The sequence below is a fragment of the Micromonospora coriariae genome (assembly GCF_900091455.1).
GTDB lineage: Bacteria > Actinomycetota > Actinomycetes > Mycobacteriales > Micromonosporaceae > Micromonospora > Micromonospora coriariae.
This window is the reverse complement of sequence record NZ_LT607412.1, coordinates 1,442,081-1,458,837: the sequence shown is the minus strand read 5'-3', so window position 1 is coordinate 1,458,837 and position 16,757 is coordinate 1,442,081. Positions and strand designations below refer to the sequence as shown.

The following is a 16,757-nucleotide window of genomic DNA, read 5'->3' as shown; positions in this document are numbered from 1 at the left end:
GTCGGCCTGCTGAGGGGGACCAGCGTGGAAGGCTATCCGGGGGTAGGGGAGCATGGGCTGATCGGTGATCTGCAGACCGCAGCGCTGGTCAGCAAGGACGGCACGATCGACTGGTTCTGCGCGCCGCGCTTCGACTCGCCGAGCGTGTTCGGCGCCTTGCTGGATCGCAGCAAGGGCGGCCACTTCCAGCTCTCACCGGACGGCATCGAGTACACCAGCAAACAGCTCTACCTGCCGGGTACGGCGATCCTGATCACCCGCTTCCACAGCGCCGACGGTGTGGGCGAGGTGGTGGACTTCATGCCCGTCACCGGCGAACAGGTCACCGACCGGCACCGGTTGGTCCGGCTGATCCGGATGGTCCGGGGGAGCATGCCGTTCCGCTTCGACTGTCGGCCACGCTTCAACTACGGGCGCGACCCGTACGAGCTCGAAGTGCACCCGGAGGGCGACGTCTTCCGCAGCGCGACCCTGGCCCTCACCCTCGCCCCCTTCAAGAACACGGAACGGCTGATCGACGCCAGGGACATCCGGCGCGACGCGGAGGGTGTGCGCGCGGTGTACACGCTGCACGAGGGGGACGTCGGCGGCGTGGTCCTGGAGACGAACTGCCCGCACGCGCCGCGAGCGATCAGCACGGACGAGGCGTGCGAACTGCTCGCCGAGACCCGCGACTTCTGGCGGCGGTGGGTGGGCCGATCCCGCTACACGGGCCGCTGGAGAGAGATGGTCGAGCGGTCGGCGATGACCCTCAAGCTGATGACGTACGCCCCGACCGGCGCGCTGGTCGCCGCGCCCACCGCGGGGCTGCCGGAGCAGGTCGGCGGGCCGCGGAACTGGGACTATCGCTACACGTGGGTCCGGGACGCGTCCATCTCGGTGCACGCGCTGCTCGGCCTGGGCTTCACCGACGAGGCCCGGAAGTATCTGTTCTGGCTCGAGGCGCGCATCCGCGACGCAGCGAACGGCGATGTGCCCCTGCAGGTCATGTACCGGATCGACGGCTCACCGGACCTCGCCGAGGAGGTGCTGGACCACCTGGAGGGGTACCGCGGCTCGGCGCCGGTGCGGGTGGGCAACGGCGCGGCGGGTCAGCTGCAACTCGACATCTACGGCGAGGCGCTCAACTCGTTGGAGTTCGCCGACCGGCACGGGCTGATCGCCCCGCACGAGGGATGGCGGAAGGCCGCGGGTCTGATGGACTGGCTCTGCGAGCACTGGGACCAGCCCGAGGACGGCATCTGGGAAACCCGGTCCGGCCGGCAGGACTTCACCTACGGGCGGGTGATGTCCTGGGTGGCGCTCGACCGCGCCGTCCGCCTCGCGCAGCGACTCGGGCGGCCCGGCGACACCACCCGCTGGACGACCGAACGCAACGCCATCTACGAGCAGGTCATGGCGCGCGGCTTCCACACGGAGCGTCGCGCGTTCGTGCAGCACTACCGCACGCACATCCTGGACGCGTCGCTGCTCGCGATGCCCTCGGTCGGCTTCATCTCGCCGAGCGACCCGATGTGGGAGTCGACACTGCGGGCGATGGACGCCGAACTGGTCTCCGACAGCCTCGTCTACCGCTACGACCCGACCGCCTCGCCGGACGGCCTGGCGGGCACCGAGGGCACCTTCAGCATGTGCAGCTTCTGGTACGTCCAGGCCCTCGCGGACTCCGGACGGCTCGACGAGGCACGGCTGACCTTCGAGAAGATGTTCACCTACAGCAGCTCACTGGGCCTCTACTCGGAGGAGATCGCCCCCAACGGTGAGCAGATCGGCAACTTCCCGCAGGCGTTCAGCCACCTCTCGCTGATCAGCACGGCCGTCCACCTCGACGGTCTCCTCGACAGTCAGCAGTGACCACGACCGCCGGGTCAGAACAGGGTCAGGGGCTCGACAGGTATCGGCTCGGGCAGCGCGTCAAGCTCCGGTACGCGCGCTCGTACCTCATCGTGGAAGCGGCGGGCGAGCACGGGCGCGTCGGCGTTGTCCGGGGTGTGGACGAACATCGTCGGCGAGCGCCCCTCGCGCAGCCATCCGGCGACGACGTCGACCCAGCGCTGCCACCCCTCAACCGTCCGCGTGGCGTCGTCGCGGCCGAGGTAGCGGACGATCGGCCGGTCGGTCAGCGCGAGAGAGCGAAGCGGCACCCGGGGTTTCTTGAGCCAGGCGTCCCGCTCGGCGTCGCTGGTGGGCGGGCTGGCGAAGAACGCGGTGGTGTCGAAGGGGACCCACTCCGCGGCGGCGCCGGTGAGGGTCTCCGTGAGGAGCCGCGTCGCGCGGGGGTCGGTGAAGAACGCGGGATGGCGGACCTCGACGGCGTACCGGTGGGACCGGGGGAGCCGGCTCAGGAAGCGGCCCAGGGTCGCGACGTCGGCGGGCGAGAACGACCCCGGCAACTGGAGCCACAGGGCGTGGACGCGCGGGCCGAGCGGCTCGATCGCGTCCAGGAACGCGCGCAGCGGCTCGTCGGCATCGGTGAGCCGGCGTTCGTGGGTGACGATCCTGGGTAGCTTCAGGACGAACCGGAAATCGGGATCCGTCTGCGCGGCCCAGGACGCCACGGTGTCCCGGGCCGGAGTGGCGTAGAACGTCGTGTTGCCCTCGACCGCGTCGCACCAACTGGCGTAGTGCCGTAGGCGCTCCTGCGGCGCAAGGGGATGCGCCAGCAGCCGGCCCTGCCACGACCTGTGCGTCCACATCGCGCACCCCACGTGCAGACGCACAGCCGCCCCTCCCCGGGTGAACCGCCTGACCGGAGCCCACGGTATACGCGCCGGCCGCCGCCTCGTCCGCCTACCCGACGCTCAGGTCGAGCGTCGCGAGCTGTGCCGGGTCGGCCACCACCTCGATGCCGATGATCCGGTCGGTGACGATGAAGCTGAGCACGAGCTTGACGACACCGCCGAACCCCACGACCGCGCCCGGCATCCCATCGACGTACGCCGGCGACGCTCCCTGGGCGCGGCCGTTGAAGAAGCCGGCGATGACGGCCGAGCCGCGCGTCTCGGCGGCCGAACCCATGCTCGCGGCGACCGGATCGGCGCGCATGACGACGTGCGGGTCGAGCAGGCTGACGAGGTCGTCGAAGCGGCCCTCGCGCGAGGCGGCGAGGAAGGCTTCGACGACGCGCCGCTGACGGGTCGGGTCCGCCTCCCGGACGGTTCCGCCCTGGTGCACCCTGCGGCGGGCCCGGCTGGCGATCTGGCGGACGGCGGCGGGACTGCGGTCGACCACGGCGGCGATCTCCTCGAACGAGACCGCGAACATGTCGTGCAGGACGAACACGAACCGCTCGGTCGGCGCGAGGGTGTCCAGGACGACCAGGAGAGCCCGGCCGACCGACTCGGTCAGCATGGCCTCACGCTCGGGGTCGACCGGGGCGCCGTCGGTCGGGTCGGGCTCCGGTGCGGCGGTGTCCCATGGCTGCTCCGGATGGGCGGTGCGCGTCCGCAGTCGATCCAGGCAGACCCGGCCGACCGTGGTCGTCAACCACCCGGGCAGGTTGTCGATGCGCGCGACATCGGCGCGACTGAGCCGCAGCCAGGTGTCCTGGACGGCATCCTCGGCCTCCGCGCCGGAGCCCAGCATCCGGTGGGCGACCGCCCGTAGCCGGGAGCGGTTCTCCTCGAAGCGCCGGGCCAGCAGATCCGCCTCGATCATGACCTTCCCACCCCCGCGCGTACCTGAGCGTCTTGTGACCGCCGCCACATCTGTCACGCCGTCGGCCTGCCCGCCGACATCCCAGTGACAACCGGGACGTCGTACCGCGACGCACGCCGGGCAGCCTAACAAGACGGGACGACCGAAATGATCATCGAACCCCGCATCCAGAACCCCGCCGGCCTGCTGCCGGACGCCGTGAAGGCGATCAACCTGCTCTACAAGGCCGCCCACTCGGCCGGGGTGCCGGGCAGCACGCTGGAGCTGGTGCATCTGCGGGCCAGTCAGATCAACGGGTGCGGCCCGTGCGTCGACGCCGGCGCCCGGGGCGCGCGGAAGGCGGGCGAGACCGAGGAGCGGCTGTTCGCTGTGGCAGCCTGGCGGGAGACCCCGTACTTCACCGAGGCGGAGCGGGCGGCGCTGGCGCTCGCGGAGGCCGCCACCCGGCTCGCCGACCAGGCCGACGCCGTGCCCGACGCCATCTGGGCGGAGGCTGCCCGGCACTTCGGCGAGAAGGAGCTCGCCGCGATCGTGCTCTGGGTGGCGACGACCAACTTCTTCAACCGGCTCAACGTCACCACCCGGCAGTTGGCCCCGCAGAACTGGGGCTGACACGCCCCGAGCCTGATCGCCTGATGCTCAGCGGCCGCTCGACGACCGCTGAGCATCAGGTGATCGAGGGCCACTGATCGTCAACTTACGGTTGACGGCACGAGAGCGTCAACTTATGGTTGACGCATGACGGATCCTCTTCAGATGACCAATCCCGTTCGCCTCGACGACCTGATCCAGGCGATCAAGAAGGCGCACACCGACGCGCTCGACCAGCTCACCGACGCGGTGATCGCCGCCGACCACCTGGGTGACGTGGCCGACCACCTGATCGGTCACTTCGTCGACCAGGCCCGGCGCTCGGGCGCCTCGTGGACGGACATCGGCCGCAGCATGGGGGTCAGCAAGCAGGCCGCGCAGAAGCGCTTCGTGCCGAAGGCCTCGACCGACGCGGCGGCGCTCGACCCGAACGCCGGCTTCGGCCGGTTCACTCCCCGGGCCCGCAACGTGGTGATGGCCTCGCAGGAGGAGGCCCGCGCCAGCGGCCACGCCGAAATCGGCCCCGAGCACCTGGTGCTGGGCCTGCTGGCCGAGCCGGACGGGCTGGCGGCCAAGGTGCTGGCTGGTCGCGGCGCCTCCCCGGAGGCGGTGCGCGAGGCGGTGGGTGCCGCCCTTCCGCCGCCGGCCGACCAGGTCCCGGACCTCATCCCGTACGACGCGCGCGGCAAGAAGGCTCTGGAGCTGACCTTCCGGGAGGCGCTGCGGCTCGGGCACAACTACATCGGCACCGAGCACATCCTGCTCGCCCTGCTCGAGCAGGAGGACGGCGCGGGCGTGCTGACCGACCTCGGCCTGGAGAAGGCGACCGTCGAGGCCGACCTGACCACCGCCCTCGCCGCGGCCGTCGCGCAGAAGTGACCTCCCGCGATCAGGGCGTCGGGAAGCCGTAACGCAGGGCGTGCTCCGGATCGGCCGGGTCGATCTGGCGCACGCCCGCGTCGGCGAGGCGCTTGTTGACCTCGTCGAGCTGCTCGCGCACCAGCCGGGCCTCCTCCTCGGTGACCCGTCCCCGGTGCGGCTTGCCGGCGTGCTCCAGCGTGCCGTAGTCGATCTTCTCGGCGCTCCTGCGGGCCTTCGGCGGGCGGACCCGCTCGGCCGTCCTCAGCAGCTGCGCCATCGGCACGTCGGTCGCCATCGCGTCGAACTCGCTGGCGGTCAGCACCACCCGACGCGGCTCGCCGCCGCCGTGCCGGTCGTGGATCTCGACCACCGCCACGTCCAACGCGGCGTCGTCGATGTTCTCCACCTCGGCCGGGGTGGCGTCCAGTTGCACGGGCCCGGCGACCAGGTCCGGGTGCTCCAGGACGACGACGCGGACCACCTCGTCGTCGTCCTGCAGGACCGTACCGGTGAAGTCGGAGACGTGGATCGTCTTCTTGCCCATGCGCGGAGCTTCTCCTGTCGTTGGCCGGGGTGCCGGACCAGAAGAAATTACCCGACAGGTGTGCGAATGCCAGCGCTGGACGGCCCGGGTGTGTCGCAACCGGGGCGGGCCGGGTCAGCGGGTGTTGAGGCCTCGCCGGCTGGAGCTGCCGGCCGGCAACTTGTTCAGCTCCGCCCACGGCAGGGCGCGCGCGGCACCCGTCGTGCGGGTCCCGCGGTACCGCGGCTGGGCCGGGAAGCGTCCGGCGGCCTCCGCTGCCCGCCAGAGTCGCTCGGGGTCCTGCTGGTAGCGGTCGTTCGGCTGAATCGGCATGACCTTACCGTCCCAAACAAAGGTGTCCATGTATGGAAATACCTATGACGGTCGATCGGTGGGCCTGGTTCCGGGTGGCGGTGAAGTGATCCGCGTCGCTGGACCTGATACCCCCTAGGGGTATATGTTGCGGGCATGGAGAACACGAATCCCACACGACTGGCCATCGCCGCGACCCTGCACTGCCTCACCGGCTGCGCCATCGGTGAGGTGCTCGGCATGGTCATCGGCACCGCGCTCGGCTGGTCCGACCTGGCCACCATCGCCCTCGCCGTCGCGCTGGCGTTCGTCTTCGGCTACGCGTTGACGGTTCGCCCGGTGCTCCGTTCCGGCCTGCCGCTGGCGCGGGCGATCCGGGTGGCCCTGGTCGCCGACACCGTCAGCATCGCCGTGATGGAGTTGGTGGACAACGGCGTCATGCTGGCCGTGCCGGGCGCCATGCGGGCCGGCCTCACCGACCCGCTGTTCTGGGGCAGCCTGGCCGGCGCGTTGGCGGTGGCCTTCGTGGTCACGGTGCCGGTCAACCGGGCCCTGATCGTCCGCGGGAGAGGGCACGCGGCGGTGCACCAGCACCACCACGGCGGACATCACCCCAACGCTCCGGCGGCGTCGTAGGGATCGTCCGCCCGCCGGGGCCGCCCGGCGTACGGTGATCCACGACGGGCCGGCTGACGGGGAGGTGCACATGCTCGAGCGGCGGCTCCAGCTGCACCTGGCCATCTGGCTCGGCCTGTGGCCGGCCCCGCCGGGGCTGCACGTGATCGGCTCGCACCGGCGGGCGGAACCGGCCTGGGACGGCCGGCTGCGTCCGGCGCTCGCCGTGGACACCGGGCAGAGCACTGTGCTCTCCGTGCCGCCGGACCGGCTGGCGGCGGTCCGCGCTCTGGTCCGCGATAGGCCGGACCGGCTGCTTCCGGCACTGCCGGAGACCGTCGGGCTGCCCGACTGGTGCGTGCACGACGGCCCCTTCCGGTGGACCATGGCTCCCGCGCCGCTGCCGGACGTGGGGGAGTGGACCGAGTCGAGGGCCCCCGGGCTGCCGCCCTGGCTGCGGCTGTTCGACCGGCCGGTGCTGGTGGTCCGCGACCCGGACGGCAACTACCTGGCCGGGGCCGGGATAAAGCGGCACGACGCGTACGGGCACGAGCTGGCCGTCGGCACCGTGCCCGCCGCGCGTGGTCGCGGTCTCGCCCGCCGGCTGGTGGCGCAGGCGGCCCGGCGGGTGCTCGACGAGGGTGCGGTGCCCACCTACCTGCACGAGCGGGACAACCACGCCTCGGCCCGGGTCGCGGAGGCAGCCGGCTTCCCGGACCGCGGCTGGCGTGCGTTCGGGGTCTATCCGCGCTGAGGCTGCCGGCGCAGGGCGCGGACCGTGGACCCCGGGCCGGATCCACGGTCCGCAACCTTCCCCCAGGTCCCGGTGACGGGTGACCGGCCGCGCGGTGAACGGGCCGGTACGTGCCGATCACGCTACGTATCGAGCAAGCTCGGTGCAAGGTGCGAGCTGTCGGTTCGGAGTGTCGAATAGCGGACTTGACCTGGATCGGAGCTCACCGAGTGATCGGTGAGGCGTGGTCACGCAGAGTGCAGGTACGTCTGCCTCAGCTCGCCAGACCGAGTGCTTCCGCCGCCGCTCGACCGTTGGCGTGGCTCGCGCCGTACGTGGTGACGAAGGCGCGTACGCCCGCCGGGCGCCACTGCGCGGGCCAGCCCATCTCCACCACGGTCACCGGATGCTCCGCGGCCAGGCCGGCGATCAGCTCCGGGCCGCCGGGCAGCCGGTGCAGGTGCCGCCCGACCAGCACGATCGGCCGGTCGCCGGCCAGCTCGCGCAGCGTCGCCTTGTCGGTCTCGGCGGCGATCACCCGGATCTCCTGCACACCGTCCAGGTGTGGGCCGAGGCCCCACGGCACCCGCCCCTCGGCGATTGTGGACTCGGTGTGCAGCTGCACCACCAGTGGCCGGCCCAGGCCGGTGAGGATCCCCTCCACCTGGACCGCCCGGCGCGCCGCCGCGTACCCCAGGTCGGCTTCCGGTGTGGCCGGCGTCTCGCCGGCGGTCCGGGTCCACGCGGCGAGCGCCGCGGCGCGGCCGGCGGCCTCCTCGACGCGGGCGGTCGCCAGCCGGCCGTCGGTGAGCGCGTCGATGATCTCGGCGGCCACCCGCTCGACCAGTTCGGCGTCGACCTTCGCGCCGATGCAGAGCAGGTCGGCGCCGGCCGCCAGGGCCCGCACCGCGGCCGGGCCCACGCCGCCGGCCGCCACCGCCGCGCCCTTCATCTCCAGCGCGTCGGTGATGACGGCGCCGGTGAAGCCGTACTCGGTGCGCAGCAGGTCGACGAGGACGGCCCGGCTGAAGGTGGCCGGACCGGCGCCGGTCAGCGCCGGCACCCGGATGTGCGCGGTCATCACCGCGCGTGCCCCGGCGGCGACGACCGCGGCGAACGGCGGCAGGTCCCGCTGGCGCAGCAGTGCCAACGGAACGTCCACGGTGGGCAGCTCGTGGTGGGAGTCGGTGACGGTGGCGCCGTGGCCGGGGAAATGTTTGGCGCAGGCGGCGACGCCGGCGGCCTGCAGGCCGGCCACGGCGGCGGCCGAGTGGGCGGCGACCCGCACCGGGTCCGCGCCGAACGACCGCGTGCCGATCACCGGGTTGTCGTCGGCGGTGTTCACGTCCACCGTCGGGGCGAGGTTGACGGTGATGCCGAGGTCGGCCAGCTCGGCGCCGATCGCCTGGTAGACCCGCCGGGTGAGCGCCACGTCGCCGATCGCGCCGAGGGCGGCGTTGCCGGGGTACGGGCTGCCGGTGGCGTGGGCCAGGCGGGTCACGTCGCCACCCTCCTCGTCGATGGCGATCAGCACGTCCGCCCGGCCGGCGCGCAGTGCGGCGGTGCTCGCCGCGACCTGGGACGGGTCGTGCACGTTGGTGCCGAACAGGGTGTGCCCGGCCAGTCCGTCGGCCACCAGGTCGACGGCCCAGTCCGGGGGGACCGGTCCCGGGTACGCGGCGAGCAGCGTGCCGAGCGCGAGCCGGCGCAGTCCTGGATCGAGCCCCACGTGATCTCCCCCTTCGGTGCCCACGGGTACGAACGTCGTACCGGCGGTGGTCATCGCCCTGCCGGGTCGGCCGAGCGCTCCGCCTCCGGGTGGCCGATACGCTACGGCTACCCGTTCGCAGGTAGGTTTACAGTTAGCAAAGTTTACTAAAACTAGAGGACGTGGCATGAGTGCGACCCGGCTGCCCGGCACCCCCCGCCTGTTGCGGGCGCTCAACGACCGTGCCGCGCTGGAACTGCTTCTCGAACGGGGGCCGCTGACCCGGGCCCGGATCGGCGAGCTGACCGGGCTGTCCAAGGTCACCGCCTCCCAGTTGGTCGAGCGGCTGGAGGAGCGTGGCCTGGTCGCCCGGGTCGGCGAGCAGGCCGGCGGGCGCGGACCGAACGCCCAGCTCTACGCGGTACGCCCGGGCAGCGCCCACGTGGTGGGTGTCGACGTCGGGCCGGACCGGGTGGTGGCGGCCTGCGCCGACATCACCGGCGCCGTGATCGGGCGGGTGGAACAGTCCACCCGGGACACCGACGACCCGGTGGGTGTGGTGCACAACGCCGTGGTGCAGGCCGCGAGCAGCGCCCAGGCGCAGCTGAGCAGCGTACGGCGGATCGTGCTCGGCACCCCCGGTCTGGTCGACCCGCACACCGGCGACATCACCTTCGCCTTCAACCTGCCGCGCTGGCACAGCGGCCTGCTCGCCGCGCTGCGCGACGACCTGCACACCCCGGTGGTCTTCGAGAACGACGTCAACCTGGCCGCGGTGGCCGAGGCGCAGTCCGGCGCCGCGCAGGGGCTTGCCGATTTCGTGCTGGTCTGGGTGGGCGCCGGCGTCGGCCTGGCGATCATGCTGGGTGGGCGGCTGCACCATGGCAGCAGCGGCGCGGCCGGTGAGATCGGCTACCTGCCGGTGCCCGGGGCGCCCATCCCGCGTGACGTCTCCCGTCGCGCCAAGCCGGCCTTCCAGCAGTTGATCGGCGGGGACTCGGTGCGCGCGGTGGCCCGCGAACACGGCTACCAGGCTGCCGACGCCGCCGAGGCGGTCCGCGCGGCGGTCGCCGACGGCGACGCTGGCGGCCCGATGCTCGACGAGTTGGCCCGCCGGCTCGCGCTCGGCGTGGCCAGCACCTGCGTGGTGCTCGACCCGCCGCTGGTGGTGCTCGCCGGGGAGGTCGGCCAGGCCGGCGGCGCCGCGCTCGCCGACCGGGTGCAGCACGAGGTCGCGGCGATCACCCTGGTGCGGCCCCGGGTGGTGCCCACGGGGCTGACCGAGGAGCCGATCCTGCGCGGCGCGCTGCGCACCGCGCTGGACGCCGTACGCGACGAGGTGTTCGGCTCCACCGTCGGCTGAGCCCGCAGGGGCGGTCATGTGAAGAAATATTTCACCGCTGACCGGCATGCTGCAAGCTCTTGCCGTGGCCGCCCCGACGCGCCGGGCCGCCCGACCAGCGCGGACGGCCCGGGGCGCGACTCAGATCAGGTCGCGGCGACGGAAAACGGCGAACGCCGCCGCGGTCAGCCCGCCGGTGAGCACCAGCAGCACCACCAGCGACGGCCCCCAGGTCAGCGAGTAGAACCCATCGCAGAACCCGCCCGTTCTGCTGCCGTTGCACGACTGGCTGTCGTAGAACTGCGCCTCACCGCTGAGCCACGCCCCGATGTAGCTGGAGAGCATCAGCTGGTCCGGGCGCCTGGCGTCGACGATCTCCAGCACCAGCCGGGCTCCCAGCTCCCAGACCACCGCGTACGCGGCCACCGCGCCGAGCGCCGCCGACGTGTGCCGACCCAGCGTGGCGATGGCGAAGCCCAGCGCGCTGGCCAGCAACACCAGCACCATGCCGCGGCCGTGCACCGCCCCGAGGGAGCGCCAGAATTCGTCGCTGAGGCGACCGGCCAGCCCGGCGGACTGCCCGATCACCCAGAACGTCGCCAGATAGACCACCGAGGCCACCAGGGACACCACCAGCACCCCGCCCAGCAGGCTGCCCAGCTTCGCGCCGAGCACCGTCATCCGGCGCGGTCGCCAGAGCAGCAGATTCACCACGCCACCCGAGTTCAGGTCCGCGCCGATGTAGGAGGCGCCGACCAGGAACCCGAACAACACCAGGAACGCGATGAGGAAGTAGAGCAGCGGACGTGCCTGCTGGGCGAAGCTGAACACCCCGGGAAGGAAGTCGGCGGCGATCGGCAGCCGATCCCGCAGCGTCGGGTCGATCTCCGAGCAGTCGGAGGGGTAGTACCGCCCGTCGTCGCTCGACGGGAGCGCGCCGTTCTGTCGGGCCAGGCACTGCTGGTGCTCGTTCTCCATGCTCCGCCGCGCCTCGGCCGCCTGGTTCCGCGCGGAGCTGAGCTCCTCCGCGCTCGGCTTGTGCGAGCCGGCCAGGGTGGTCGCCGCTGTGACGCCGAACGCCAGCACCAGCAGGACGACCATGAGCTGCACGAAGCGGCGCGCGGACAGCCGCTCCAACTCGGCACGGACCAGGTTCACGCGTCCACTCCCCGTACGTCGAGATCGATCACAGCATCGCCCGCACCACCCGGCGGCAGCCCCGAGTCGTCGACCTGCCGAGGCACCGACGGATGCCCACCGGCGCCGGTCAGCTCCAGGAAGACGCTCTCCAGATCCGGCCGCAGCGGGGTCAGCTCGCCCACCCACAGCCCCTGTTCACCGAGCACCCGGCTGATCACCGTCGGGTCGGTCACGCCGCCCACCACCAGCGCCGCACCGTCCACGCTCGCCGTCAGCTCGGCCTCGTGCAGCAGCTCCACGGCGCGCTCCGGCTCGGCCACCCGGACCAGGAACTCGTGCCGGTCGTAGCCGGCCAGTACCTCGTCCACCCGGCCGGTCGCCACCCGCCGGCCCCGGGAAATGATCGTGACGTGGTCGCAGATCAGCTGGATCTCACCCAGGATGTGACTGGACACCAGCACGGTCACCCCGGCCGCCGCCAGCGCCCGCGTCAGGTCCCGCATCTCCCGGATGCCGGCCGGGTCCAGCCCGTTCGCCGGCTCGTCGAGGATGAGCAGCTGCGGATCCTTCAACAGCGCGGACGCCACCGCGAGTCGCTGCTTCATGCCCAGCGAGTAGCCCTTCACCCGCTCGTCGCCCCGGTCGCGCAGCCCCACCGTCTCCAGTACCTCATCCACCCGCGCGATCGGCACCCCGCCGGCCCGGGCCAGCAGACGCAGCGTCCGGTACCCGGTGAAGTTGCCGAAGAACTGCGGGCTCTCCACGATGGCGCCGACCCGACCGGCCACCCGGGTCAGCAGCTGCGGCGACGGCTCACCGAGCACACTCATCCGCCCGCTGTCGGCCCGGACCAACCCGAGCAGGGCACGCAGGGTGGTGGTCTTGCCGGAACCGTTGGGGCCCAGGAACCCGTGGATCTGCCCCGCCTCGACCAGCAGGTCGAACCCGTCGACCGCGACCCTCCGGCCGTTCCGCAGGCTGTGGAAGGTCTTGCGCAGACCCTCGATCTCGATGACCGCGCTCATCTGCGCGGCTCCGTACCTCGACGGGGCATGGACCGTCCTCCGGGTGTGGTGATCAACGACACGGCCCCTCACCCTATGACCGGGGCGTCGGCCATGGGGGGCACCGCGGCGGTGCGTGGTTGGATGGTCCGGTGACTGGTGACCTGATCCCCGGCGCTGCCAGCGCCGCGCCCGCCGCCGCACCCGTGGACCCGGATCTGGTGGTCAGCCTCGACGGCGTCGGCGTACGCCGGTCCGGCACCGCCCTGCTGCAGGATCTGACGTGGCGCGTCGAGCTGGACGAGCGCTGGGTGGTGCTCGGTCCCAACGGGGCCGGCAAGACCACACTGCTCAACCTCGCCGCCGGCCGACTGCACCCCACCACAGGTGTCGCCCACGTGCTGGGCGAACGGATCGGCCGCACCGACGTCAACGAGCTGCGTACCCGGATCGGGCTCTCCACCGCCGCGCTCGCCGAGCGCCTGCCCGCCGACGAGCGGGTCAGCGACGTGGTGGTGACCGCCGCCTGGTCGGTGGTCGGCCGCTGGCGGGAGAGCTACGACCGCGGCGACGAGGCGCGGGCGCGGGCACTGCTGAGCCAGCTCGGCATCGGCGGCCTCGCCGAGCGCCGCTACGGCACCCTCTCCGAGGGTGAGCGCAAGCGGGTGCAGATCGCCCGCGCGCTGATGACCGACCCGGAGCTGCTGCTGCTCGACGAGCCCGCCGCCGGGCTCGACCTCGGCGGGCGCGAGGACCTCGTGGCCCGCCTGGCCGAGCTGGCGTACGACCCGGACGCCCCGGCCCTGGTGCTGGTGACCCACCACGTGGAGGAGATCCCGCCGGGGTTCACCCACGCGCTGCTGCTGCGGGAGGGCGGGGTGGTCGCGCAGGGCCTGCTCGCCGAGACGCTGACCGGCGACAACCTCTCCAAGACCTTCGGCCTGCCGCTGGTGGTCGAGCGGTCAGGCGACCGCTACACCGCCCGCGCAGCCTGAGCGCCCGGCAGGGCGGGAGGTGACAGTGCCGCAGACCCGGGTGGTCGTGGTGGGCAGCGCCAACATGGACCTGGTCGCGATGGCGCCCGCGCTGCCCCGGCCGGGCGAGACGATGCTCGGCACCGACTTCGTGATGGTGCCCGGCGGCAAGGGCGCCAACCAGGCCGTCGCCGCGGCCAGGGCCGGCGCCTCCAGCGCCTTCCTCGGCGCGATCGGTTCCGACGCGTTCGGCGTCACCCTCCGGGCCCGCATCACCGCCGCAGGCGTGGACACCGGCCAACTGCGGGTGGTCTACGGCGCCTCCGGGGTGGCGCTGGTGATGGTCAACGCGCAGGGGGAGAACGCCATAGTGGTGACCCCCGGCGCGAACGACGCGCTGACCGGCCTCACCGAGGAGGAGCTGGCCACGGTACGCGGCGCCGACGTCCTGGTCGCCCAGCTGGAGATCCCGGTGCAGACAGTGGCGTCCGCCGCGGTGGCCGCCCGCGCCGCCGGCACCCGGGTCATCCTGAACGCCGCCCCGGCCCGGGACCTGCCACCGGAGCTGCTCGCCGCGGTGGACCTGCTCGTCGTCAACGAGGGTGAGGCGCAGGCGTTCACCGGCCGGGGTCGGGACGAGCCACGGGCGCTGCTCGACCTGGTGCCCCGGGCCGTGCTCACCCTCGGTGGTGAGGGCGCCTGGTACGTCGACCGCGAGGGCACCGAGGTGCACGTGCCCGCCGTCCGGGTCGACGTGGTCGACTCCACCGCGGCCGGCGACGCGTTCACCGCCGCGCTGGCCGTCGGCTGGGGCGAGGGACGCGACCTGGTCGACGCGGTGCGCTGGGCGTCGGCGGCGGGCGCGGCCTGCGTCCGCCGGCTCGGCGCCTCGGTGGCGCTGCCCCGCCGCGCCGAGATCGACGAGCTGTACGCCCCGGGCTGAGCCCACCCGCCCTACGCCGGCCGGCCGGGCGCCGCCCCGGTACGGAAGGCCCGGCGGTACGCCGACGGCGAGGTCCGCATGACCCGGCCGAAGTGGTGGCGGTAGGTGACCGGGGTGTCGAAGCCCACCGCCCCGGCGATCTGTTCGACCGGGACGTCCGTCTCCTCCAGCAGCGCCAGACTGGCCCGGACCCGCTGATCGATCAGCCAGCGGATCGGGCTGGTCCCGGTGGCTCGCGCGAAGTGCCGCAGGTAGGTGCGGGGCGACATGTGCGCCTGCCCGGCGAGCCGCGCCACGGTCAGCGGATCGGCGAGATGCGCGAGCGCCCAGTCGATGCTGCCGGCGATCCGGTCGTCGCCCGCGCCGCTCGGCACCGGCGTCTCGACGAACTGCGCCTGCCCACCGTCGCGGTGCGGCGGGATCACCAGCCGGCGGGCGACCGCGTTGGCGATCGCCGCGCCGTGGTCCCGCCGGACCACGTGCACGCACAGGTCGAGCCCGGCGGCGCTGCCGGCGCTGGTGAGCAGGTCGCCGTCGTCGAGGTAGAGCACGTCCGGGTCCACCACGACCCGCGGGTACCGCTGCGCCAGCAGCTCGGCGTACCGCCAGTGGGTGGTGGCCCGCCGGCCGTCCAGCAGCCCGGCGCCGGCCAGCGCGAACGCACCCGAGCAGATCGACATTATCCGGGCGCCACGGCGGTGCGCCCGGCGCAGCGCGGTCACCAGCTCGGGAGACGGATCGGCGGTCACGTCCGGCACGCCGGGCACGATCACGGTTGCCGCCGCCGCCAGCTCCGCCAGCCCGTACGGGGTGTGCAGGCTCGCCCCGCCGACCACCGGCACCGGGCCGGGCCGTTCCGCGCAGACCACCAGGTCGTACCAGTCGACGTCGAACTCCGGCCGGGGCAGCCCGAACACCTCGGTGACGATGCCGGTCTCGAACACCGACATCCCGCGGTACGCGAGCACGGCGACCCGGTGACCGGCGGACGGTCGCCGGGGTGTGGGCACCGGAATCGGCTCGACCGCCACCCTGGACGACACGGCGAGGCTCGGCATGGCGGGATGTTAGCGCAGGACGTCGTTCCCGCCACTCGTCGCGGGCCGAGGTGCCGGCGAAGGATCGGTGCATGACCTTCGCCTTCGCCGTCCCGGCCCCCGATCCGGCTGCCGCCGCCGCCCACTTCCTCGCCCGGCTCAGCGTCGAGACCGATGTCAGCGACGTGCACGCCGACCTGTCCGCCGGTACTCCCAGGCTTGTGGTGGTCGACTCCCGGGGAGCGGCCGCCTGGGCGCAGGGGCACCTTCCCGCAGCGGTGCACCTGCCCACCGCCGAGATCGCCACCCGGGCGACCGGGCTGATCCCGACCGGCTCGGCGGTGGTCACCTACTGCTGGGGGCCGGGCTGCAACGGCGCGACCCGTGCCGCGCTGGAGTTCGCCCGGCTCGGGTACCCGGTCAAGGAGATGCTCGGCGGGTTCGAGTACTGGGTGCGGGAGGGCCTGCCGGTGGTCACCGAAGCCGGGCCGACCCGGCGTCCGGTCGACGACCTGACCGCGCCGCGCGGCACGATCACCTGCGACTGTTGACGCCCGCCCGGTGGCTCAGCCGACCAGATCGTCGCTGAGCTTCTCGCCCCGCCGGCGCAGCATGCCCAGGCCCGGGATGCCGGCGACGGCGAGCTTGAGGTCGCGGGTGACGTCGAGCAGGTCGTGCAGGTCCGGCCCGACCCGGTCCAGGGTGGCCAGGATCGGCAGGATGTCCGCCGTCAGGTGCTGCTTGAGCTTCGGCAGCTCGTCGATCAGGCGGATCGCCGCGGTGACCTCCTCGTGGCTCAGCTCCCCGACGAACCGCCCCGCCATCGGCGCGGCCCGCCGCAGTGCCGGCTCGTACGCCGCCAGCAGCTCGGCCGCGGTGGCCGCAGCCTCGGCCGCGGTGCCCACGGTGGCCGCCGCCCGACCGGCGACCGTCTCGGCCTCGGCGACCACCGTGCCGGCCAGGCGGGAGACCTGATCGGCCTCCCGGACCACCACTGCCGCGGCCGCCGCCACCTCGGTGGCGGTGTCGATGGCGGTGGTCGCGGCGGCGCTGATCACGGCCACCTCACGGACCGCCGTCTCGGCGTCGGTGAGCACCCGGTCGGTCCGGTCCAGCGTCGTCTCGATCCGATCGACGACGCGGTTGATCCGGGCCAGCAGCGCCTCCACCCCGTCCAGCACCGCGAACGCGCGGACGGGCACGGCGGCGAACGAGGCGGCCGAGCCGAGCGCCTGGTCGAGAGCGGAGCGGGTCAGGCCGACCACCGCGGCGGGTGTGGGGAGAGGAAGCGCCATGGGATCAAGTGTGCGCCGCCCG

18 protein-coding genes are annotated in these 16,757 nt (G+C 73.0%); 9 read left to right on the top strand and 9 right to left on the bottom strand.

Features of this window, described 5'->3' with window-relative positions; translation table 11 throughout:
* Positions 1 to 24: 24 nt before the first annotated feature.
* Complete coding sequence (locus tag GA0070607_RS06750; protein WP_089017404.1) at positions 25 to 1,854, top strand: glycoside hydrolase family 15 protein; 1,830 nt, start codon at positions 25 to 27, stop codon at positions 1,852 to 1,854.
* A 14-nt stretch (positions 1,855 to 1,868) separates the two neighbouring features.
* Here the strand turns inward: GA0070607_RS06750 and GA0070607_RS06745 are convergent, their stop codons facing one another.
* Positions 1,869 to 2,696: a DUF72 domain-containing protein gene (locus GA0070607_RS06745; RefSeq protein WP_197701284.1), complete on the bottom strand. Its 828-nt coding sequence runs from the start codon at positions 2,694 to 2,696 to the stop codon at positions 1,869 to 1,871.
* 94 nt (positions 2,697 to 2,790) lie between these two features.
* Positions 2,791 to 3,657, bottom strand: coding sequence for a sigma-70 family RNA polymerase sigma factor (locus GA0070607_RS06740; protein ID WP_089017402.1), 867 nt, complete (start codon positions 3,655 to 3,657; stop codon positions 2,791 to 2,793).
* Between the two features lie 147 nt (positions 3,658 to 3,804).
* Between GA0070607_RS06740 and GA0070607_RS06735 the strand changes: the two genes are divergently transcribed.
* Together GA0070607_RS06735 and GA0070607_RS06730 are read left to right on the top strand one after the other, a co-directional pair.
* Complete coding sequence (locus GA0070607_RS06735; protein ID WP_197701239.1) at positions 3,805 to 4,269, top strand: carboxymuconolactone decarboxylase family protein; 465 nt, start codon at positions 3,805 to 3,807, stop codon at positions 4,267 to 4,269.
* Between the two features lie 126 nt (positions 4,270 to 4,395).
* Complete coding sequence (locus GA0070607_RS06730) at positions 4,396 to 5,127, top strand: Clp protease N-terminal domain-containing protein (protein ID WP_089017401.1); 732 nt, start codon at positions 4,396 to 4,398, stop codon at positions 5,125 to 5,127.
* A gap of 10 nt (positions 5,128 to 5,137) precedes the next feature.
* Here GA0070607_RS06730 and GA0070607_RS06725 read toward each other — a convergent pair whose 3' ends face one another.
* Together GA0070607_RS06725 and GA0070607_RS06720 are read right to left on the bottom strand one after the other, a co-directional pair.
* Positions 5,138 to 5,653 carry a hypothetical protein gene (locus GA0070607_RS06725; protein WP_089017400.1) on the bottom strand — a complete coding sequence of 172 codons (516 nt, stop codon included), beginning with the start codon at positions 5,651 to 5,653 and terminating at the stop codon, positions 5,138 to 5,140.
* A 114-nt stretch (positions 5,654 to 5,767) separates the two neighbouring features.
* The gene (locus tag GA0070607_RS06720; protein ID WP_089017399.1) at positions 5,768 to 5,965 is read right to left on the bottom strand and encodes a DNA repair protein; all 198 of its coding nucleotides are present in this window, start codon (positions 5,963 to 5,965) and stop codon (positions 5,768 to 5,770) included.
* Positions 5,966 to 6,100: 135 nt separating this feature from the next.
* Here GA0070607_RS06720 and GA0070607_RS06715 point away from each other — a divergent pair, with 135 nt between their 5' ends.
* Together GA0070607_RS06715 and GA0070607_RS06710 are read left to right on the top strand one after the other, a co-directional pair.
* Complete coding sequence (locus tag GA0070607_RS06715; RefSeq protein WP_089017398.1) at positions 6,101 to 6,580, top strand: DUF4396 domain-containing protein; 480 nt, start codon at positions 6,101 to 6,103, stop codon at positions 6,578 to 6,580.
* 70 nt (positions 6,581 to 6,650) lie between these two features.
* A complete protein-coding gene (locus GA0070607_RS06710; protein ID WP_089021698.1) occupies positions 6,651 to 7,313 on the top strand; it encodes a GNAT family N-acetyltransferase in 663 nt (220 codons plus the stop codon).
* A 253-nt stretch (positions 7,314 to 7,566) separates the two neighbouring features.
* Here GA0070607_RS06710 and GA0070607_RS06705 read toward each other — a convergent pair whose 3' ends face one another.
* Positions 7,567 to 9,021 (bottom strand): glycoside hydrolase family 3 N-terminal domain-containing protein, encoded by a 1,455-nt coding sequence (locus GA0070607_RS06705; RefSeq protein ID WP_089021697.1) that lies wholly within the window; start codon positions 9,019 to 9,021, stop codon positions 7,567 to 7,569.
* Between the two features lie 166 nt (positions 9,022 to 9,187).
* Here GA0070607_RS06705 and GA0070607_RS06700 point away from each other — a divergent pair, with 166 nt between their 5' ends.
* The gene (locus GA0070607_RS06700; protein WP_089017397.1) at positions 9,188 to 10,363 is read left to right on the top strand and encodes an ROK family transcriptional regulator; all 1,176 of its coding nucleotides are present in this window, start codon (positions 9,188 to 9,190) and stop codon (positions 10,361 to 10,363) included.
* A 120-nt stretch (positions 10,364 to 10,483) separates the two neighbouring features.
* Here the strand turns inward: GA0070607_RS06700 and GA0070607_RS06695 are convergent, their stop codons facing one another.
* A complete protein-coding gene (locus GA0070607_RS06695; protein ID WP_089017396.1) occupies positions 10,484 to 11,500 on the bottom strand; it encodes an ABC transporter permease subunit in 1,017 nt (338 codons plus the stop codon).
* A complete protein-coding gene (locus GA0070607_RS06690; protein ID WP_089017395.1) occupies positions 11,497 to 12,507 on the bottom strand; it encodes an ABC transporter ATP-binding protein in 1,011 nt (336 codons plus the stop codon). Before GA0070607_RS06690 ends, GA0070607_RS06695 begins: the two co-directional genes overlap by 4 nt.
* A 131-nt stretch (positions 12,508 to 12,638) precedes the next feature.
* On the opposite strand from GA0070607_RS06690, the gene GA0070607_RS06685 reads away from it, so the two are divergent.
* The gene (locus GA0070607_RS06685) at positions 12,639 to 13,481 is read left to right on the top strand and encodes an ABC transporter ATP-binding protein (RefSeq protein ID WP_089017394.1); all 843 of its coding nucleotides are present in this window, start codon (positions 12,639 to 12,641) and stop codon (positions 13,479 to 13,481) included.
* A gap of 25 nt (positions 13,482 to 13,506) precedes the next feature.
* Positions 13,507 to 14,403, top strand: a complete 897-nt coding sequence (locus tag GA0070607_RS06680; RefSeq protein WP_089017393.1) for a ribokinase — start codon at positions 13,507 to 13,509, stop codon at positions 14,401 to 14,403.
* Positions 14,404 to 14,414: 11 nt separating this feature from the next.
* Here the strand turns inward: GA0070607_RS06680 and ftrA are convergent, their stop codons facing one another.
* Positions 14,415 to 15,461, bottom strand: coding sequence for a transcriptional regulator FtrA (gene ftrA / locus GA0070607_RS06675; RefSeq protein ID WP_089017392.1), 1,047 nt, complete (start codon positions 15,459 to 15,461; stop codon positions 14,415 to 14,417).
* A 71-nt stretch (positions 15,462 to 15,532) separates the two neighbouring features.
* Here ftrA and GA0070607_RS06670 point away from each other — a divergent pair, with 71 nt between their 5' ends.
* Positions 15,533 to 15,991: a rhodanese-like domain-containing protein gene (locus tag GA0070607_RS06670; RefSeq protein ID WP_089017391.1), complete on the top strand. Its 459-nt coding sequence runs from the start codon at positions 15,533 to 15,535 to the stop codon at positions 15,989 to 15,991.
* Positions 15,992 to 16,006: 15 nt separating this feature from the next.
* Here GA0070607_RS06670 and GA0070607_RS06665 read toward each other — a convergent pair whose 3' ends face one another.
* Positions 16,007 to 16,735 (bottom strand): hypothetical protein, encoded by a 729-nt coding sequence (locus GA0070607_RS06665; RefSeq protein ID WP_089017390.1) that lies wholly within the window; start codon positions 16,733 to 16,735, stop codon positions 16,007 to 16,009.
* Positions 16,736 to 16,757 lie beyond the last annotated feature (22 nt).